The 20,786-nt window shown below is 42.4% G+C and carries 13 protein-coding genes and 1 pseudogene; 3 read left to right on the top strand and 11 right to left on the bottom strand.

Features of this window, described 5'->3' with window-relative positions; all coding sequences use genetic code 11:
- The first annotated feature begins 19 nt into the window (after window positions 1-19).
- The 3 genes from MKY42_RS16645 (at window position 20) to MKY42_RS16655 (ending at window position 5,353) form a co-directional block, all read left to right on the top strand.
- Window positions 20-1,669 (top strand): extracellular solute-binding protein, encoded by a 1,650-nt coding sequence (locus MKY42_RS16645; protein ID WP_339843399.1) that lies wholly within the window; start codon window positions 20-22, stop codon window positions 1,667-1,669.
- Between the two features lie 195 nt (window positions 1,670-1,864).
- Entirely contained in the window at window positions 1,865-4,531 is a 2,667-nt protein-coding gene (locus MKY42_RS16650) for a discoidin domain-containing protein (protein WP_339843401.1), read from the top strand.
- Between the two features lie 414 nt (window positions 4,532-4,945).
- Window positions 4,946-5,353 (top strand): hypothetical protein, encoded by a 408-nt coding sequence (locus tag MKY42_RS16655; RefSeq protein ID WP_339843403.1) that lies wholly within the window; start codon window positions 4,946-4,948, stop codon window positions 5,351-5,353.
- 592 nt (window positions 5,354-5,945) lie between these two features.
- On the opposite strand, the gene MKY42_RS16660 is transcribed toward MKY42_RS16655, so the two are convergent.
- The 11 genes and pseudogenes from MKY42_RS16660 to MKY42_RS16710 form a co-directional block, all read right to left on the bottom strand.
- Complete coding sequence (locus tag MKY42_RS16660) at window positions 5,946-8,297, bottom strand: glycoside hydrolase family 9 protein (RefSeq protein ID WP_339843405.1); 2,352 nt, start codon at window positions 8,295-8,297, stop codon at window positions 5,946-5,948.
- A gap of 754 nt (window positions 8,298-9,051) precedes the next feature.
- On the bottom strand, window positions 9,052-10,767 hold the full coding sequence (locus MKY42_RS16665; RefSeq protein ID WP_339843407.1) for an ABC transporter substrate-binding protein: 1,716 nt from the start codon (window positions 10,765-10,767) through the stop codon (window positions 9,052-9,054).
- 67 nt (window positions 10,768-10,834) lie between these two features.
- Window positions 10,835-11,749, bottom strand: coding sequence for a carbohydrate ABC transporter permease (locus MKY42_RS16670; protein ID WP_064637943.1), 915 nt, complete (start codon window positions 11,747-11,749; stop codon window positions 10,835-10,837).
- Between the two features lie 12 nt (window positions 11,750-11,761).
- Entirely contained in the window at window positions 11,762-12,652 is an 891-nt protein-coding gene (locus tag MKY42_RS16675) for an ABC transporter permease subunit (protein ID WP_082935270.1), read from the bottom strand.
- A 775-nt stretch (window positions 12,653-13,427) separates the two neighbouring features.
- A pseudogene (locus MKY42_RS16680) lies at window positions 13,428-13,822 on the bottom strand (glycoside hydrolase family 3 C-terminal domain-containing protein); the annotation flags it as partial.
- Between the two features lie 149 nt (window positions 13,823-13,971).
- On the bottom strand, window positions 13,972-14,241 hold the full coding sequence (locus tag MKY42_RS16685) for a cellulase family glycosylhydrolase (protein ID WP_064637931.1): 270 nt from the start codon (window positions 14,239-14,241) through the stop codon (window positions 13,972-13,974).
- Between the two features lie 25 nt (window positions 14,242-14,266).
- Window positions 14,267-15,211: a carbohydrate ABC transporter permease gene (locus tag MKY42_RS16690; RefSeq protein WP_064637929.1), complete on the bottom strand. Its 945-nt coding sequence runs from the start codon at window positions 15,209-15,211 to the stop codon at window positions 14,267-14,269.
- A gap of 13 nt (window positions 15,212-15,224) precedes the next feature.
- Entirely contained in the window at window positions 15,225-16,136 is a 912-nt protein-coding gene (locus MKY42_RS16695) for a sugar ABC transporter permease (protein WP_064637927.1), read from the bottom strand.
- A 2-nt stretch (window positions 16,137-16,138) separates the two neighbouring features.
- Complete coding sequence (locus MKY42_RS16700; RefSeq protein WP_064637925.1) at window positions 16,139-18,688, bottom strand: DUF5696 domain-containing protein; 2,550 nt, start codon at window positions 18,686-18,688, stop codon at window positions 16,139-16,141.
- Window positions 18,689-18,702: 14 nt separating this feature from the next.
- Window positions 18,703-19,329 (bottom strand): Yip1 family protein, encoded by a 627-nt coding sequence (locus MKY42_RS16705; protein WP_064637923.1) that lies wholly within the window; start codon window positions 19,327-19,329, stop codon window positions 18,703-18,705.
- Window positions 19,322-20,782, bottom strand: coding sequence for an NHL repeat-containing protein (locus MKY42_RS16710; RefSeq protein WP_064637921.1), 1,461 nt, complete (start codon window positions 20,780-20,782; stop codon window positions 19,322-19,324). Before MKY42_RS16710 ends, MKY42_RS16705 begins: the two co-directional genes overlap by 8 nt.
- Between the last annotated feature and the right edge of the window lie 4 nt (window positions 20,783-20,786).

Genomic DNA, 20,786 nt, shown 5'->3' on the forward strand with positions numbered 1-20,786 from the left:
TTTGAAAGGAGACCGGAACATGAACGTAAAGAGGGAGTTCGCCTTCATAGCAAAGTTGACAGGATTCATCCTGCTGCTTGGCATGCTGACTGCTTGCGATCAGAACGGGACAGAGTCTGATGCCAAGCTGGATGAACGTTCCGGCTCATCAGAGTACCAGACCGTCTCAATTGCTGCACCCAATGACGCTGGGAAATTAACTTACTGGGCAGAATTGAATGGCAATGCAGCAAGCATTAAGTCCAGTTTCAATGAGGTTCCTTTTTTTCAGGAGTGGCAGCGGAGAACCGGCGTCAACCTGCAATTCATCCGGCCTCCCGCCAATCAGGCCAAAGAAGCGATTAATGTGCTGCTTACGTCCGGAGAACTGCCGGATATGATTGAATACGAGTGGAGCAATTATCCCGGTGGGCCGGAGAAAGCGATCAAAGACGGATATATTCTGAGATTAAACGATGTTATTGATCAATACGCACCTCATCTGAAGCAGTACCTGACGGAGCATCCAGACATTGATATGCAGATTCGCACAGCCAGCGGAAGTTATTATGCGTTTCCTTTTATCCAGGGAGATGATAAGCTGCGAACCTATCAAGGGCCGATTATCCGGAAGGACTGGCTGGATGAACTTGGACTTGATGTGCCAACCACGATTGACGAATGGCATACGATGCTTCAGGCATTTAAGGACAAAAAGGGAGCTGACGCCCCGCTTACTTTTCTGGGTGTTCCGAATCCGTTGTTTGGTATTGAAGGCGGCGGTTTTATTGGCGCATTTGGTATTAAAAAGGGGTTCTACGTGGAAGATGGCCAAATTAAGTTTGGGGCACAAGAACCTGAATATAAAGCGTTTCTCTCCTTATTTCGTGAATGGTACGCAGAAGGACTCATTGACAAGAACCTGGCCGCCGTCGATTCGGAGACTCAGGATACAAACATGACCACAGGACGCAGCGGCGCGAGTATCTGGAATGCAGGTGCGGGGATCGGTACATGGCTACCCATCTTGCAGGAGACGGATCCCCATGCAAAGCTTGTGCCAGCGCCATATCCTGTCATGAACAAAGGAGATCGCCCGAAATTTGGTCAACTTGCTCCCGCGATCGGTTCCAGTGGAGTCGCCATATCCAGCAACAGTCATCATGTAGAAGAAGCAGCACGGATGCTGGACTACGGGTATGGGCCTGAGGGACATTTGCTGTTCAACTTTGGCATTGAAGGTGTCAGTTTTGAGATGAAGGTCGGGTATCCGACGTATACGGAAACTATTTTGAAAAACCCTGATAAGTGGTCGCCGGCGCAAGCGCTTGCGATGTACACGAGAGCGAGTTATTTCGGTCCATTTGTCCAGGATACGCGATATATGGAACAATATTATATTTTACCGGAACAGAAAGAGGCGGTGCAGTTATGGTCCAGTACAGATGCTGTTCTGCATCAGGTACCAACTCTGCCCAAAACCGAGAAAGAAAGCACGGAAATGTCAGTCATCATGCAGGAAGTGAACAAAGTGGTGGACGAGATGTCGCTTAAAATCATTTTTGGCATTGAGCCGATAGATGCTTTCGATACCTATGTCGAGCAAATCAACTCCTTACAGATCGATCGTGCGATTGAGATTCAGCAGCAGGCGTTAGAGCGATATAATCGTGCAGTTTCCTCTAAATAAATCCTTATATTGTATAAAATGGGCATTTAAGTGTCGTTTTTGTTTATGTAATTTCGTTCCCTCGTGCTCTACAATCGGTTATGACATGCTGAGTTGGCATGCACATGACTCTTGCTTGAGCAGGATCGGAGGTGACTATAGGGTTTCTTGAAACCGCTCACATACTCTGAAATCCAAAAGGAGGAGAACGAAAGCATGCGTAGAAAGTGGCCTTTTTTATTGCTGGCATTTACGTTGACTGTTGGATGGTCTGTACCTGGAACCCAGGAGGTTCGAGCGTCAGAGGGTGGCTCACAGCCATCTATTGATCGTGCCGGTGAGAATCTGTCTCTGGGTACGGATGGCAGAAGCAGACTCTATCCAAACGATTGGTATCCTGGATTTAAAGATGAACAGGGAAGGTTTCTGCATGACTTTTCGTATGCCGGTTATCGGCGTGGGGAAACAGAATTACCTAAAACGGCTAAAAACAAACGGATTGACGTTACCAAATCACCGTATTTTGCCGATCCTTCAGGTGGCCGTGATGCAACACAGGCTATTCAAAAGGCAATTGATGCTGCTGTTGCTTTAGGTGGGGGTGTCGTGTATCTTCCCAAGGGTACATATCAGGTTAACCCTCAGGTCGGCAAGGATTATTCACTAAACATTCCTGCAAGTCGTGTAGTCCTGAAAGGTGACGGGATGAACAAGACTCATATCTATAATGCACAGCAAAATATGAAAAACAAGGATATTATCCGTATCGGTAACGGAGATTGGAAGAAAACCGGAATTTCCACGAAACTTCACAAGTCGGTTACTGATCCAACCGTCCTGCTACCCGTTGAGGACACAAGCGGGTTTGCAGTGAATGATTACGTGGTCATTTCATTCGAAACGACGCCAGGTTTCTTACGTGAACTTGGCATGCAAAACAAGTGGTCGTCACGTCTTGGTAAAGTAGAACCGCTATTCTATCGCCAAATTGTAGGCGTAGATCCGGAGAACCATACGATCACGCTAGACATTCCGACGCGTTATCCAATGAAGCTGCGTGATGATATTACGATTAGTCAGACCGCAGATCCGATTGTGGAGGTAGGGTTGGAAGATTTCTCGATTGCAAACATTCAAAATGCGAAGTCGGGGCTTGGTGAAGACGACTTCAAAGTCGTTGGGACTGCTGGATATGAAGCTGATAATGCCAAAGCGGTCAATGTGATTGCGGTGGCGAACAGCTGGATTCGAAATATTAACACCTATAAACCAGCGGGCAATACAGATTATCATCTGTTATCCAAAGGGATTATTCTGGATCGTACAAAGAACGTCACAGTGGATCATGTAACCATGCAGTACCCGCAGTATCGTGGAGCGAATGGGAACGGTTATTTATATCAATTTATTGGCAATGATAATCTCATCAAGAATAGTAAGGCAATAGGAGCTAGACATAGCTTCACATACGCCAACTTCTCTGCGAACGGGAATGTCCTGCAAAGTTCGTATTCTGAGAAGCCATCATTATTGACTGATTTTCATATGTATTTGAGCATGGCGAATCTTATCGATAACCTGGTCGTTAACGGGGACGGGATCTCTGCCATTACACGGGACTATGGATCATCCGAAACGAATCGTCATGGAGTGGTAACCACTGAAAGTGTGTTTTGGAATACAACCGGTCAGGCGGCACACCCTAGTAAATCCGGCATTATTGTAGAATCAGAACAATTCGGGAACGGATATGTCATTGGAACAAAAGGAAAGGACACCGGCGTAAACGTTAATATTGTGGGTTCCATTCCGGATGCGAATACGCTGCCATTTGATATGGCGGAAGGTATTGGACAGGGCGATCGTTTATCCCCGCAAAGTTTATATCAGGACCAGAGCAAGAAACGAATCAAAGATATTCATCTGGGGCTTCAATCCCTGTTAGTGAATGGCGAAGCTATAGGGGGTATGCAGTTCTTAAGAACGGATTACGTTCATATTTTGCCCTATGGCACAACCGAAACGCCGATCATCTCTGCAAAAGCTTATGCCAAGGATGCAAAGGTTAAAATTAAGCAACCGCAAGGAACTAATGGAACTGGAGAGATCACTGTATCCTATCGGGGGCACACCCAGAACGTGCGTGTGAAGTTTAAGGTAGCTGATACACCCGTACTTCCAGAGAATATCTCCATAAGTCCCAATAAAGCAGTACCCGGCTGGAGAGTTGCAGGGAATGCAATCAGCGCAGGCGGAAGCGGAGAATTATCTTCGTTTCTGACATTAGATAATGGGGAGATTGTAAACATTGCAGAATTGAACGTTCCTGTGACGTACACATCGAGTGATGATACGATCGGATATACGGAAGGGACTACATTCCATGCGTTAAAAGCGGGAAAGGTCGACATTATCGTGAGCTGCGTCTTTAATGGCGTAACGGTCGAGGCACGGGAGAAATTTGAAGTCAAAGAGCCTATGGCCGAACCGGAAGGACCGTTCGCTGTTGTAACCAAAGTTACGGCAAGTGCAGATGATGGCAATCTGCCGATCCATACGATCGATCGTGATCCAGACTCCAGATGGTCTGCAGATGGAAAGGGACAATACCTGCAGTTGGAGCTTGAGCAACAGACTCAAGTAGGGCAGGTAAGCATTCAATTCTATAATGGACATACGCGATCCAATTATTTCGATTTGGAGATATCAACTGATGGTATTAATTACCAAAATATATTAAGTAACGTGACCAGTAAAAAACAGGCTGCTTATGAAACATTTGAATTTGAACCGGTTCAGGCAAAATACATTCGTTATGTTGGGCAAGGAAACGAATCCAATACCTGGAACAGCATTATTGAATTTTGGGTGCACGTGAATTAAAAATGACGTAGGATAAAAATCAAAAGAAATTCAGAGAGTCAAATATAATATGCGCTCATTATAAAGCTGGAATGAGTGCATATTATATTTAAGATAACTGAGTTGTGTGATACGACAAATATAATATGCGGGATCACATATTTATCCATACGAAATTAAAAATATCTCGGGGGTTATAAAAAGAAAAAGCCACATTTATCCATGAGATTTAACTGATTGTTTCATTTGAATTATAACAACTGTTTCACAAAACTCGTATTTTGTACATATGTATATGCTTCATACATCACATCCCCGTTAGGCCATATATGTTGTCGGAGGACAAAAACTTGTACCGTTAAAGGACAAGAACTTGTACCCATTAACGATTGGTTCTTCAAGGATTTGCTCGGCCTTAATACTTGGTTTTTCAACTTGTACCCATTAACGATTGGTTCTTCAAGGATTTGCTCGGCCTTAATACTTGGTTTTTCAATCGGACTTCCTGGCTTTTCGTTTGCAATTGTTCAACATTATTTGTTCTTAATACTTATGATTGGTGCTCTCCACCTATTATTAAGTGCTCCTCTTGCCCTATTGGCCTGTATATCGCGTGGTTATCTGGTACCGATCGGCTTTGCATTTACAACTTTAATGTTGGCATTGGTGTTTGGTCCTACCGCCATTGGAGCTTATCTGCATTGGTCTGTACCTGCTTTGCATTTGCAGGAAAGCGGAGTATCTTTATTTCCCTTGTTGGGTACTAGTTATTTACTGGTTTTCTTAATCGGACTCCTAGGTCTCATTGGAACGGTTAAATGGTTACAAAACAGGGAGCAGTGATTGCCAGCCTCTTCATTTTTGCAAAGATCAAGCTTTTGATGCAGGAGCTTTCGTCTAACCTACTTTTCTTTTAATCAGCTCGCTAACTAATTGTTCAGTTGCCCAGCTAATATTACCTGCACCCTTTTGCATTCGCATCCTTCAACATATATCTGAGCTCTGTAGCATAGGAAGGCCCAACCATATGGTCGATAGGTCCTCCCTCCATTCATCTTCAGCGTCAGCTAAAAGGATGTAGAAACAGCGGCTGTCATTGGAAGAACTCTCCCTCCAGTTTGCGCTTCAGGTATTTCAGTTCGATCGCGGTCCTCTGCCCTAGCGTACGTGACCACATGGTCTAAATAGACCCGTGTGCCGGGAGGCTTGACCTCGAAGTGGTAACTCTCATGTGATTTATTCTCTCGGGAACAGGTCATCAAACTGCTTTCGGAAGATGTCGGCCCTAGAATTATCAAGTTTAAAACAAAAGGAGCCAAGGGATGCTTTCCCATTGACTCCTTCCGACCGATACTTTCGGATTTGTTATAAATATATTGGATAAGTTTGTGAAGCATGCAAATTCAAGTAGATTGAATCTGTAGATATATTTATATTATTGAAGATACTCATTTGCAATTTTTTCAATCTCCTCAGTGTAACTGCTGTACGCAAACACTGGAGCATGATTAACAGCTGTAGCTTGATTACTGTTAGCAAATGCAGTGATAAACACCAAATTCGAAGCTGAACCTATCGAGTGCTCATTTGTGGTCCATTCAGTTGCTGAATCCATATAGTTTTTGGCAGGAAAGATTGAGATACCTGTATTATTGTATCTATTAGGTCCCAACGGGATAAAACCCTTTGGTACATCCGGCCTTAGATCGTGGTTAAATATTCCATATACGGTTTTTAGACTATCTTCCCCATATCCCGTTACAAAACTCTTTCGTAAAGGGTTAGCTCCTAGAATGTAGTTTAATGCTGAAAGTGCCATATTATTAACAGTTTTAGTATTGATTCCGAGAATCGTGGAACCAATCAAAGCTTCTGTACCCGTACCCATTATTATATTGTTACTGCCCCAGTAATAATTACCTTCAAATATAGTGTTGTTCCAAGCACTCTGTTTATATCTATTCAGTCCTTTGTTTAACCATATCGTAAACTCATCCTTATACCATTTTGCAGCATCAACGTTAGGGTGGCTCGCTTTCATATAATAGAAAAATGCATAATTCCACAACCCAGCAGAATCCGCTTCCGAATTTTCAAATATATTTTTACTTTGTGTATAGTTATTCAAAAAGTATTCGTTATATTGTGCCTCACCAGTTGCTCTGAACAATGATGCAGATGCAGTCAGCCTCGACTCCTTGTCTGAGTCTGTTTCATAACTACGTGTTGGCCCTTTAACATTGTCGGGATTCTGCTCTAGATATGTCCAGGCACTCTTGGCCGCCTCTAAACATTGATCAGCAAACTCTGGATCATAGCTTGAATAAACAATTGAAGCATGAGCTAGCGAAGCAACTGCAATTGCAGTATCGTTTGTTGGTCTAAGATTTGTGACATTCCCACTCTTGTCTCTTATTACTCTCATATTATCATCATCATTAGTTGACTCAACTTTTGCGTAAAAACCTCCACTAACAGGATCTTGCATCTTTAGTATCCATTCAACTTCCCATCTAGCCTCATCAAGAATATCAGGAACACCATTTCCACTTTCAGGAATATTAAATTGATTATCAGTGTAAGACTCCGGATATAACTCGGATGACCATAACAGAGTCATTACTGCCAGTGCTCCGTCACTTACATATTTACCTTTATCTCCAGCATCAAACCATCCTTTTGTTACATCTCTTGTAACTGCAGAATTGGATTCGAAAGGAGCCGCTGAGTCCATAGGTGTTTTATCTGCCCTCGGAAAACCCAGGGCAAATTCCGGATCAAGCGCAGTTCCTGAACGTTGATAATAATAATATCTTGCCGCATCGGCCAATAGAGGTTTGAATACTTCTGACCCTATTTTAAAATTAAGTGATTTAGCTATTCCGTTTGCGTCAACAGTAATATAATAATCCCCAGGTTCAGTAAGGTCTGTAAATACAGCTTTTAGTACTCTTTCTCCTGAATCGATATCATAATCCTTAACGAGAAGCAATTGCCCACTATAAGCAACTGTGTCATCAGACACTCTCTTCACCTGAAATTGCGTTCCGGGTGTAGCATTGAAATCATCTTCAAATCCGGAAACATAGGCATATTTTTCTGATGAATTTCTGAAGCCCACCTGATTCACCTTAATAGCTGGAAATGCTTTTTCTTTATCAGGTGATGTTAATTTTATTTGGTTTAACCAAACAGTAAATGTATCGTCGTTCACTCTGTCCAATACAACAGATCTCGTATTATACTCATCCAAATCAAAGGATGGATCATTATATATATCCTTCAAAGGAATCTTTACGTGTTGCCATTCCGTGGTAACGGTTACATAATCGGTTATTGATTTATAAACACTTCTTTCATCCCCCGATGCACGCCTTGCAACAAGATCGTCGCCACCGATTTTAAATTGTTCTCCTCCTACTTTACCCTTAACATTAAATTCGAGATAACCGTTAGGGATATAATTATGAATGTCATGAGTATTCCATCCGGCCATAACAATTTTAGCCGCCATCCAATCTATTTTATTTGTAATACTAAATCTCAATGAAGGTAGATTTTCAAAAGTTTCTTGTGAATCTACAGGTAACCCACCATTTACAGTTTCTAAACCGCCACTACTCTCTGCGAACCCGCTAAAACTATCTTTAAATACATAATAATCCGGAAGATTTCTCCACCCCTCTGGAGCGCCGTAATTTGCATAGACCGTAGTGTTTGGAATTACCAAAGTAGACGCTAATGCCAATATACATAGTAATACTGTTAATATTTTTTTCGCTTTCAAAAGAATTACCTCCTTTATGTGCTAATTCGTCAAAAGTAGAATGATTCTGAAAACGGAGTAGACAGCCTTGATAAAACCTAAGTATTGGTGGAGTACAACACGAAAAAACAATTCAAACCGTTTAATTGATAACAAGATTTATAAAACCGCTTACAAGATTTTCGTTGATACTATAAATCCCTCCTTTTTGATATATTAAATTTCATACTGATTATATTTCACTGTACGAAAATAGACCTTAATTATACAGCCATAGATCAGCATCAAATGGACATACAAGCATGAATTTTGTATTATAATTTGGAATCCAGGCAATAAAAGTAGGGCCTTTCTCGGAGTTAAACCAAGAAGAAACCCTTCTCGATGATATTGTTATTGAAAACACTAAACAATCATTTGTTAATGAACATAATCGTATAAGTGCCTTTTTTGCCGGAGTGGCTCAGGTTTTCTTAACATGCCGATATCCCTATTATTAGCAATGTAATGATCCCTGATATCTTAAAATCATCAACTGTTTTATTGGCAAATGGAGCTCTTTTTCCGTTGGATCTAACAACATGTGATTCTCTCTATGGAACGAAGAAAAAGCTATGAATTGAAAAGTCGTGATGATGCGGCAAAGGCAGCATATCACGACTTTTATAAATTGGTACGTCTGATGGAGAAACTTGCATTAGTCAGTTATAGCAGACATGCTTTTTCCATTTTACTGCCAGAGCATTTAGCAAAGAATTTTGAAAGCCTTTCTGAGCTATTCATTCCAAAGCTTAACACGGTCTTGGACATATTTCGTAAATCCAGCTTCCATTTTCTCAACACCGGCATCAATCAATTCCTGCTGATACTCATCCCAAATTTGGTCAAATTCTTCTGGTTTAGCCAAAATAGCTTGAGGGATTCTTTTCCATGAGATGTCCTTCATCTTGACGGCCAGAATATTGGATTCATCATCAGTCGGTACAGGAATATTCCAAGCAGCGCCCCAAGCTTTTACCGGTAAATCATCTTCACTTGTAAACAAATCCGCCCAAGTCGTTACGCCATATGCTTGAAGAGTTTGTTTATCAGCTTCAGTATAACTATTAACAATTAATTCCGGGAAACTTTTTGTATAGTAGTTACCACTAGAATCTTTGACTCCGTCTCCGTAATGTGCGCCGATATTTGTATATAGACCTATTCCGGAATCCTTTGTGAATGCCGTATTGTCGTTTACAACACGGTTCTGAACATCTTCAGGAACAATACGCTTGCCATCTTGCATAGTGTAATGCTTACCCTCTATACCCCAATTGAGCAAAATTTGACCCTGCTCAGAAGCGAGGAAGTCCAGGAACTTAATCGCCCGAACGGGATCTTTGCATTCCTTCGTAATACCTATACCCCATCCAGCCATAAATCCAGTAGACTGTAAACGATTGTCCTTATACTCATCGGACAGCATTACAGGGTAATGTCCATATGTTTGGTCAAACTTACTATCCTTTTTAAGCGCTCTTTCACCATCTGCATAACCCCAGTCAGCATCAGTCAACCCAATTACTCTTCCAGAAGCAATCTTCGCCAAATATTCATCGTTTTTCTGGACAAAGCTATCTTTATCCAGTAATCCAACGTTATTCATATGGTTCAGCCATTTAAAATATTCTTTCTCACCTTCCGTTCGAAAGTGATATATTGCTTCATTAGTCTCGGGATTAATGTAATACTCACCATCATCCGATTTGCCTGTCGTTTCAGCAGCCGGATTCGTAACCGTGATATACATATGCCAGTCATCTCCATTGAGGCTGAGTCCGATGTTTTTGTTACCTTTATCATCGGTTGGATGCTTTTCAAGATAAGATTTGATTACATCCTCGTAGTCCTGAAGTGTTTTGATCGAAGGATAGCCGGCTTCCTTAACAGCACGGTGTTGAAGTTCGAAGCCGCCTCCTGCATTGAAATTTTTACCGTCCACTGCTGAATATGTCGGAATAGCATAAATCGCTCTGTCCTCATTGCTGTAACGAAGACGTTTAAATTGGTCGCCGAACAACTTTTTGATATTAGGAGCATACTGATCAATCAAATCAGTCAGATCAATCATAGCCCCGGCATCAACAAACTTGTTTAAATCTCCTGTTGCGCTGAGGAGATCCGGGTACTGACCACTAGTTGCCATTAAGGCTAACTTTTGCGCGCTACCCCCTACTTCAGTCTCGGCATCTAATGTAACACCAGTCATTTTTGTGATTTCTTTACCGACATCATCCTGCATATTGTTCCAATTAGCGCCAACACTGTAGAAAGAAAAGGTAATAGGTGATGTATCGCTTTCTTTCACTGCGTTTCCTTCAGCATTATTCGTCGTGACGTTTCCGCTACCTTGATTGGCATTGTTTCCACTGCAACCTGCCAGCAGCGTCATTGTAAACATAAGCGTCATAGCGATTTTCCCTGCTGTTCCCTTTTTCCTCACATACATTGCCCCCTTTTTAATTTCTACATATTGTATAAACAGGTTAGCCTGTCAATACACCTCTTAATTAACACTAACTTTTTACTGCTCCAAGCGTCATACCCTTGACAAAATAACGTTGGAGAAACGGATAGATAAGCAGAATTGGCACAGTAACGATGATCGTTATAGCCATCTTGATGGATTCTGGCGAAACCTGATTCATTACTTCATTCATGGTTCGCCCATTTACATTACCACTACCACTACCGCCGCCAGCCTGCGTGCTCTGTAATACTTTCATTAACTCATACTGAAGTGTAGTCAGATGTTTGTTCGATCCGTTATATAGGTATGTGTCAAACCATGAGTTCCATTGACCGACTGCCAAGAACAGAGCAATTGTTGCGAGTGCTGGTGTAGTTAGCGGAAGAATGATACGCCAATAGATTGTGAAATCATTGGCTCCATCAATCCTGGCAGATTCCTGCAATGCGTAGGGGAGACCGTCAATAAACGAACGAATCACGAATACATTGAAGGCGCTTACCATACCAGGCAGTACATACACTGCGAATGTTCCTAGGAGATTCAAATCTCGCATCAAAAGGTAAAAGGGAATTAGCCCGCCTGAAACATACATCGTCAATGCAAGGTAAGTGGATATAAATTTGCGTCCTTCAAATTCAGAACGACTAAGTACATAGGCTAGCATGGATGAGCTTATGAGCCCGAGTATAGTTCCAATTAATGTCCGTAGTACGGATATTTTGAAACCGGTAATAAGTCCTGTAAACGAGAGAATCTGCAAGTAATTCTCAAGTGTAAATTGACGTGGAAAGATTGTAATACCACCTCTAACGGTGTCAGTTGAGTCATTTAACGAAATGGCCAACACGTTCAAAAATGGATAAATCGTACCGATCGTAACTAATAAAATTACAAAGTAGACGATAAAGTCTAAAAACCGATCTGGAAACGAAGCAACTAATCGATTACGTTTTTCCAACTAAAGCCCTCCTTACATAATGCTCTCTTTGGTCACTTTTTTGAAAATGCCGTTAGCCACAAAGAGCAGGAATAAACTTACGACAGAGTTAAATATGTTGATTGCTGTACCGAAGGAATAACGCCCCAATCCCAGGCCATAATTAAGGGCATAGAGATCGAGCACTTCTGATTTCTCCTTTACTAAATTATTGCCAAGAAGGAACTGTTTCTCGAATCCGATACTGAGCAAGTGGCCAATAGACATAATTAACAAAATAATTATTGTAGAACGGATTCCAGGCATTGTTATGTGCCAGATCTGGCGTATTCGGCTGGCACCGTCAACGCGAGCTGCTTCGTACAGTTCAGGCCCAATACCTGCTATTGCCGCCAAGTAAATGATTGCATTCCACCCTGTTTCTTTCCATATGTCTGCACTTGTCACTATGTACCAGAACATACTTTCTTTCGCCATGAACTGAATAGGCTGGTCTATGAGATGCATATTCATTAAAATTTCATTAACAACACCGTTATTCGCTGAAAGCATTTTCGTTACAATGCCTGCAACAACAACCCAGGAGACAAAGTGCGGTAGATATGAAACTGTCTGTGCGAACCGCTTCAGAAATGAGTGACGAACTTCATTTAAAAGGACTGCAAATATTATAGGAATTGTAAAGCCTACAATAAGCCCCATCAAACTCATCGCGAGTGTATTGCGAAGAGCATTAAAGAATTGATCATCTTGAAGCAACATTCGGAAATTTTCGAGACCAACCCACTGTTGCTCAAAAAACGATTTTCCGACACGGAATTTTTGAAAGGCCATCGTCCATCCCCACAATGGCAAATAACTAAACACAAAAACCCATATAATGAACGGTACTGACATAAACCACAGGAGCCTATGTTGTACCATCCGATACCAGAGACCCCTCTTCGTCTTTAATGACGGAACTTGTTTCAATTTAACAGACAAACCAGCACCACTCCTCTGTAATATTGTTCCCAACTAGTATTATATTTTTCTTCTCGGTCCTAAAACCTTAATTCTAGAGACTTAAAACAGGATGATATGGACAAGTATTAAGCAATCCTACATATGTATTTTTTGAACCCGGTCGTATATTCTTCCATTCCGTATTTGAGACAGAAAATAAAGGAATAACGTGTTTTGTTTGTAAATGTTATCCAGGAGAATTTCAGCTAATGATATTGATGCTAAGCTAAACATTTAATTAATTATAATTCTCACAGAAGTACCTACTATCGAAAAATGCGAAGGGACTGCCCCAAAGTAGAATTTCTACTTATAGACACAGCCCCTTTATTTCAAAGCGGAAAGCAGTTTCTTTAAAACAATAGCGATAGTCTAAGGTACGATTATCCTAAAATACGCCATATTCAATCATGTGCTAAGATCAAATGATAAATTCAAGAGCGATTACCTAACACGGCTTAAATTCAATCCAGTTAATACTCATGCCAGGTTTTACATGATTAAGCTTGAGCTCATACAGTCCTTGCTCCAAACTGATTCTTTTAAACTTCTGTCGGACCCAGCGGCCTTCTGTGCCGCTGGTCAACACAGTGAGCATTAGTTCACCATTCATCATCACATTACAAGCGCTTTGCGCCCAGTTGTTGTCTGGTGACATCAGTTCGACTTGTAGCTGGTATTCCTGGCCTCGTCCCGCATTATCCTGGTCTTCCCCAGCCGTCCGACCAATAACAACAACAGCTTTTCCGCAACTCTTTCGTGCTTCGGATACGATCACATCGGTCAATGGCATTTCCTGTTGACGCCATGCTCATAAATTGCAGCCAGCCGTTCATCTACGTCTACTTCTGCTTTGCTCCGAAGCCCATTCAATAAATCTGTCACATAGGGTACATTAGCACTGCCGCCCGAACCCGTTCCCGTGCGGTAATAATCGATCTGGGCACGACCGAATATCGCGATTGCCTCACCGTCTTTAAGAGGAAGAATGTTTCTTGCATTTTGTAATAATACTGCACCTTCTGCGGCAACCCTTCTACTGAACTCCGCAAAGCCTTCCAGAGAGCCTTCAACCTGCCTAATACTCAATATTGTATCTCCTTATACAAACACGCTATTATTTATTAATTAAATCAAATCTGTCGACTTCAGATTGAAACAACGAGCTCACCCCCTACCGCTACGCTAGCAATGAGGGTAACAGACATTGCAATTAAGAATTGGTATTCACCTACGCTTCAATTAGCACTTGAAGCTTGGATCCAGCCATCCTCTCCGCCGTCATGGTGTACGTTCAGAATACAATACATACCCGCGTCTAGTACGTAATCTACAATCTCTTCCACTCTGTCCACCCATGACTTATTTACATTTCCCTCGTTATCCATATGATCTTTCCATGTAACAGGAACACGTACAGCGTTAAAACCGGCATTTTTCACCGTATTGATTTGTTTTCGCTTTTTTTCATCGGCAACCTCCTTTAATCTGCGATATAAATCAGCCAAATCATAGCTACTTCATTTCACTTAATTATCCAACAATACCTGAACGCTCAATCCCCTCAACAAAGTGACGCTGAACGAAAATATAAATAATAATGAGCGGCAGAATAGCCAACAAAATCCCCGTGTCCTGTACCATGCTTAAGTAAAATGGATCTGCCTGAGAGGCGGTTCCATCAGTCAGGCTCGACAAATTAAACGGCAAGGAAGCAAGTTGGATTGACATGACTTTACTTGAAGTCAGATAGGTTGTAGTGTAGAAGCTGTCATTCCATTGCCATACAAACGAAAAGAGTAACACGGTAATAAGTGGAGGTATGGCATTGGGCAGCATGATTCGAGTAAATGTCTTGCCCACACCGGCACCATCAATATAAGCCGCTTCCTCAACTTCTTTTGGGATACCCCGGAAGAATTGCCTGAGTATAAAAATATATAGTCCTGCTTTCAGAGAACTTGCCGTCATTGAGGTCAAAACAAAAGGCCAGTATGAATTCAATAGGTTTATTGACTTGCCAGTTATGAGCGGAATCAGACCTGCTAACGTAAATCCTTTCAAATTAAGGTACATGGGAATCAGGATGGTTGATGGGGGTACTAGAATCGTTAGAATAACGCCTGCAAAGAGCAAATTGCTCCCTTTAAATTTCAGCCGGGCGAAACCGTATGCTGCCAAAGCACAGGAGATGGCTGTAAGGATTGTTGTTCCTGCTGAAAGGGCGAATGTATTCAGTAATGTCTTCCAGTAATCCATAATATCTATTGCAATCCGAAAGTTATCGAATGTCAGATGCTCTGGAATCCAGACGACTATTGGTGAATAGAGATCGCTTTTATCTTTCATCGATGTCGCTATTTTTTGAAGAATGGGATACAAAATCACAAATGATAGCCCTACAATCAGGACTAGCCGGACGAGTGACCACAGCCGCTTCTTCCAGAATTCGATTGATAACCATTGGGAAACATGCATACACCCAACTCCTTTAATCATAATAGAAGACTCTCTTGGAAATCAGATATGTGCTGATCAACAATATTATAGAAACTACTACAAAATAAATCATCGCCATAGCGGAGCTAAGTCCAAAGTTAAATGAACTAAATCCTGTATCGCGAATGAGATTGGTCATGCCATTGACGGATACCGCATCTACGATTGTATAAATGACATTGACGAGGATAAGTGGACTGACCATCGGAAAAGTTATCTTCCAGAAGGCCTCATACCCCGTCGCACCCTCCATCTTCGATGCTTCATATAATTGAGGGGAAATCGTTTGAATACCTGCCAGGAAGATGAGAATTTGCACACCTGACTGGCTGACGATCTGATATATCCGGTTCACTGAGCTGGTCAGATAATTAACAATCCACTCGTTTACCCCCGCCTGGAGCATCATCTCCTCCAACTCAAAGCTCCGCAACGCACCGACTGCTTTGGCGCCTGAACCCGCATCATTGATCGCCTGTACCAGACTGTTACTTTCCAGATTCAAAATAACTCCTGAAGCAAGAATGACAGGCAGGAAGAAAATTGCCCGCGCTGCTGTTCTCCCGATGAATTTCTGGTTTAGCAATACAGCAAGGAACAAGCTGAAGATGACGATCAACGGCACGTTAACAACAATAGTTAGTATAGATTCCGTTAACGTACGGTTGAAGCTAGTATTAATCGTTAATGCTTCGATATAATTTTGCAGGCCGATATAATTAATTGTGATCCCTGACGTATTGGCGGCAATCGAACTAAAGCTGTATCTTATGGAAGATAGCAAAGGGACAAAGAAAAAGAAAAGGAATCCAAGCAGCCACGGCAAGACGTAGAAGAAGCCCCAGATCGCCTTTTTCTCCGCATAGGTCTTGTTACGCATCCGTAATTTTAAAATAGTTTTCATTTTTATGCACCACCTGTAATATAGCTTTCGGCTTCGACAACACTGCCGTCAGCACGTACCGCTGTTTGATTGTAATTCACAATAACAAATACGCCGTTCTCGTAATTGGTCCGGTAAACACCTTCGGCCAGCTTCTCATGGAAGATCATCCGCTTGTTCTGAACTCGGCTTAAAACCCCGTTCACTTCTGAATAGATCTGTGCAGCCTCATCCAGCCATTGCTTGTAATTGATAGCATACAAATCACTGTGCTCGGTGTCCTTTACTGCATAGCTAGGTTCATACATCCACTTGAAATAAATACCAGAACCATATTCCAGGCACTTTAGCATGTATTGCCGCATGTCTGTATAAGTAGATAAATTATAGGGAGCACCTGTATAGCCGGCGTATCCGTGGATAACCATCTGGTAGAACGGAATGGTTTCGTCTTCAATCTTAAAACCGCTGCTTGACATCGGCGCATTCGTGATGTCAGTTACATAAGGTAACGCGTAGGCGTTGCCGCCGTCCGCCATAATCTTAAGGTCTTGGTCGCTGATTGCTGACAAAGCTTGACTTGAGATTCCTTGTGATTCGGTTCGATCGATCTGCTGACCTTTCCGATAATCGCTGTTTAACTGTTCTCCCAGATCACGCAGGGAGATCCCCTCCGGCTTGTAGCTCTCTAGACCATCCAGCAGAGAGTTGACATATTTGGTGATATAACGGGGCGATACCACATAAGAAGGAGTTTTATTAATATCACGTCGATTCAAGGCCAACTCCAGCGGATAAATGGTTGCTGGGTCACCTTTTAACGTTCGAGAAGCTTCTTTACTTAAATTAAAACCGGAGCTGGAGTGAGCTTCAGCTATAGCGGCATCCGGAAAGAATGCTACTTCTTTATCTCGGGTAAAGTCGATGAAATTCTGCAGTGCCTTACTTCCACCAATAGCTCCGTCCACCGAGACTCGGTCCGGAACTTCATGGTCAATGCCGTTGTTGAACCAGCCTGAATATTGTAGTCTGATATTTCGGATATTCCGCTCTTGACTCCCCTCGACTACAAGCTTAGCCTGTTCCAGTGTAGTAAGCGGTTCAAGCGTACTATAAGGAATCCCAAGGAAATGCTTCTCCTTGGTGATGCTTCCGACCAAGTTTAGATAAAATGGTACATTCACTGACGCGTCAGAACTGCTGCCTGGCTTCAGTTCAGGAAGTCCACCTTGCTTTAGCAGGTATTGCTGATAGTACCCGGCCATTCCCGGATAAGAAGCGTCTTCTCCGTTCAGAAAAGCATAACGGACTGTATAATCCGTCTTCGGCGGATGCTCCTGGAACCTTGGTAAGGAACGCTCCTGGCCGCTTGCACTTAATGAGACCTCACCTTTATTTATTAAGGTGATACTGGAATAGATGAAATTATAGCTATTCAACCTGCCGCTGACATCAGCACGGATACTTGCAATCGGCCCTCCCTCTTCAATAATGCCGAGGAAAGCCCCATCTTTCCGCATCATTCCAAAGACCGGCAATCTAACCTTCTCTTCTGTCCCAGTTTTCAACGTATCCGTCGTCTTGTCTATTCCATATACAAGCTGCTCGTAAGACGGATACTGCGTTTTTCCATTGTTGAAGTGAATCAACGCCCCCGATCCATCCGGAACCAGCATGGAGCCTTTTGCATCCTTACCTTGTGCTCCAAAATAACTTAACAGTGAGATTTTATGAATTGGGTATTCTTCAGGATAATGGATATCAGTGGCCGGCACTTTTACAACGAGACTATCCCCATCCAGGGTATACTCAATCGAAGCCAAGAAGACTCTCGGTTCTGAACGGTTCTGTTGCAAATTAAACTCCTTCAAGTCCTTTTCCAGATCTTCCGGGGTATAACCTAATTCAGAGAAAGTATCTAATGCCCGCTGCAGTTGAAGTCCCTGCATCGTATCATTCCGAATATAGATGGATTTTTCTGCATCTTCAGTGTAGGCAATCATCATATTACGCTTCCCTGCTTTATCCAGCTTCCCAGTAAGCTCCTCATAACGTGCCTTGCTGAGCTTTAATGGAAGATCGTCTATGCCCTGCTCCTCCTTCCCGAACTGATACGTTACTTTAATGCCTCTGGGGATATTCTCTACCGTCATTTGGTTATGGGCGACACTGTCCGTGTAAGAATTCACCGTATTGATCTGCCCGAAGTTGTTATAGAAATCAATACTTAATTGGGCGGACAATAAATCCTTATTCACACCAGCAGCTAATGTATCCGTATCGCGCTCCGGCGAGTTGCTATACCACACTTCGCCGCTTTTTTTATCAAGTACGGCTACGACTCCAGTCTTCTCTTCTAGGAATAATCGCAGCCGATCATTTTCTGCGACTCCCGCCAGTCCAGTGACACGCGTGTCTGTAAAGGAGACTATTACAGGTTTGTTTGCAGCTACTGCATGGACAGCGGATGTATCCGCTTCTGTTTCAACATTTGAAATGGAATCTGAACAACCTGTCAGCACCGATCCGCACAGGAGCGCAGCTGCCAGCAGCAGATTTCTCAGCATGTTCATATCTGTGCCCCTCCTTAGCTTCTTAAGACAATCTCTTGATATATTGTTGATATAAATGAAATAATTTGCTGAATCAGACTGAAAAATAGCAGGGTTAAAAAGGCCAAGAATGCCATGGCAACGACAGATAATATCAAAGTCCCTATAGTCTTTGACGGTGAGTACTGATGGACTGTCATATTACCCACAAACAGTAAATATAGGGACCAGAGAATAGCGATACTGCCCGAGAAATGATAATATACAGTCTCCTGATTTGCGATTAAATTGCTAAGCCCAACCCATGGAAGATTAATCAGCACCATCGGGATCAGAGCGAAGCAAGTAGAGATAAATATTTCAACAAATTTCCCCTCGCCGTCCATCAACGTGGTGAGTGACCAATTCGCAACACACCAGTACACTAATGGTAGCATAATGTAAATGACTTCCAGTAGACTATTCATTTCCTGCGGATTGCTAAAATTAACGAGAAATCCACTATACTCCCGCTGCATTACATTCGTTATTACCATTAGAAACAAAATAACAAAAGAAATGATTAGATTAGTTTTCTGACTGCGTTCATACTTTAAATCCCAGAAACCGTTATAGGGGTGCATAATCAAATAGAACGGGTGCTTGACAAGCTCTCTATTCAACGGAGACCACCTTCTTTCTCCTCTTTATTTTGCGGTACTGTCTCCAAATGAATCCACTAATTACGAGTACCAAAAGCAAGGACATGATTGAAGGGAAATACTCTCTCAGTACTTGCTTGCGGTAGAGTAAAAAAGCCTTGGAATACCCTTCACGGTCCATACTCCGCTTGAAGTATTTCATCGCCTCAGCATATTCTCCTTGGCGAACTAATGCTTTACCAATCCCCGCATAAGCAAATTCCAAATTCGAATTCATACTGACTGTCTGCTCGAAAAGCTGATGCGCCTTCTCTTCCTCACCCCTGTAATAACTTCTAACCGCTTCATTCAGCGTTCTTCCGTATTGCGTGGTTTGAAAAATGGTAATCTCCCCGAGTTCCTTATCAATAACCATGAAATCGTCCCCCACCCGATCCATCGCTACAGGCGTATTAAACTCACCGATTTGATTTCCCAATCCACCAAACACATACATGAGATATCCGTCCCCGTTATAGGTAAATATTCTCCCTCTGCTTGCATCCAAAATAGAGTAGATTTCACTGTCGGTTACATCAATATCAATTAAGCGTGTAGGACCGTCCACCTTAGTAAAACGAATATCACCTTCAGGGGGATAATAGCCTAATCTGCGCAAGATATCGCTGCCTTGTGCATTCAACTTTCTAACATTGTCGGCTTTTTGTCCATTTGTGGCGTAGAGAAAACCTTCATCATCAATGTCAATATTCGTAAATTCTACCGGTGTAAACATGACCATCTGCTTCCGCTGCGCCTGTGTCGAGAGCATTTTCCACAGATACTCTGATGGACTGAACGTAACCCGGTTCGCCCCGATAAATGAAGTAAAAGTTCCTTCCGAAGAAAATTCCATAAACCCGTCAAAAATCCCACTAGACATAACATAAATCCGCTGGGCTTTATCCACGACAAGCCGAGTAGGCTGGAACGAGAAATTATCATTCAGTAGCTCAGATTGCGGATTCTCAACCACTTTTACTAGTTGATCATGGGCATCCAGATGGACCATGCGCTGTTTGCCCGTATCCGCCACATACAATTGCTTATCTTCAGTAACAAACAGTCCTTGCGGATTCGAAAAATGATCTTGCTGTCCATTATGGTTGAAGGAATCAATAATTCGAATCAGCTTATAAGCAGAATCCATAAGCACAATACGGTTATTGCCCGAGTCCAGCACATAAATTTGATTATCCGAGGTAACGTACACATCACTTGGATTTTTGAAGGCCCCTATTTTTAGAGTTTCGCCTCTTAATATTATCGTTGCCTGGTAAGCATCTGGAGAGGCTGCTGTATCTCCCCAGTAAGAGTAGTTATAGGAAGAAGGAGCTTCATCAGCACTTACAGTGGTCCCTCCCAGACTGGCGCTTATCAGACAAACCAGTAGCGGTAACAGATAGATTTTTTTGTTCAGCAATTTTTTCAGCATTGAG

It is taken from the genome of Paenibacillus sp. FSL W7-1088 (assembly GCF_037969855.1).
Taxonomy (GTDB): domain Bacteria; phylum Bacillota; class Bacilli; order Paenibacillales; family Paenibacillaceae; genus Paenibacillus.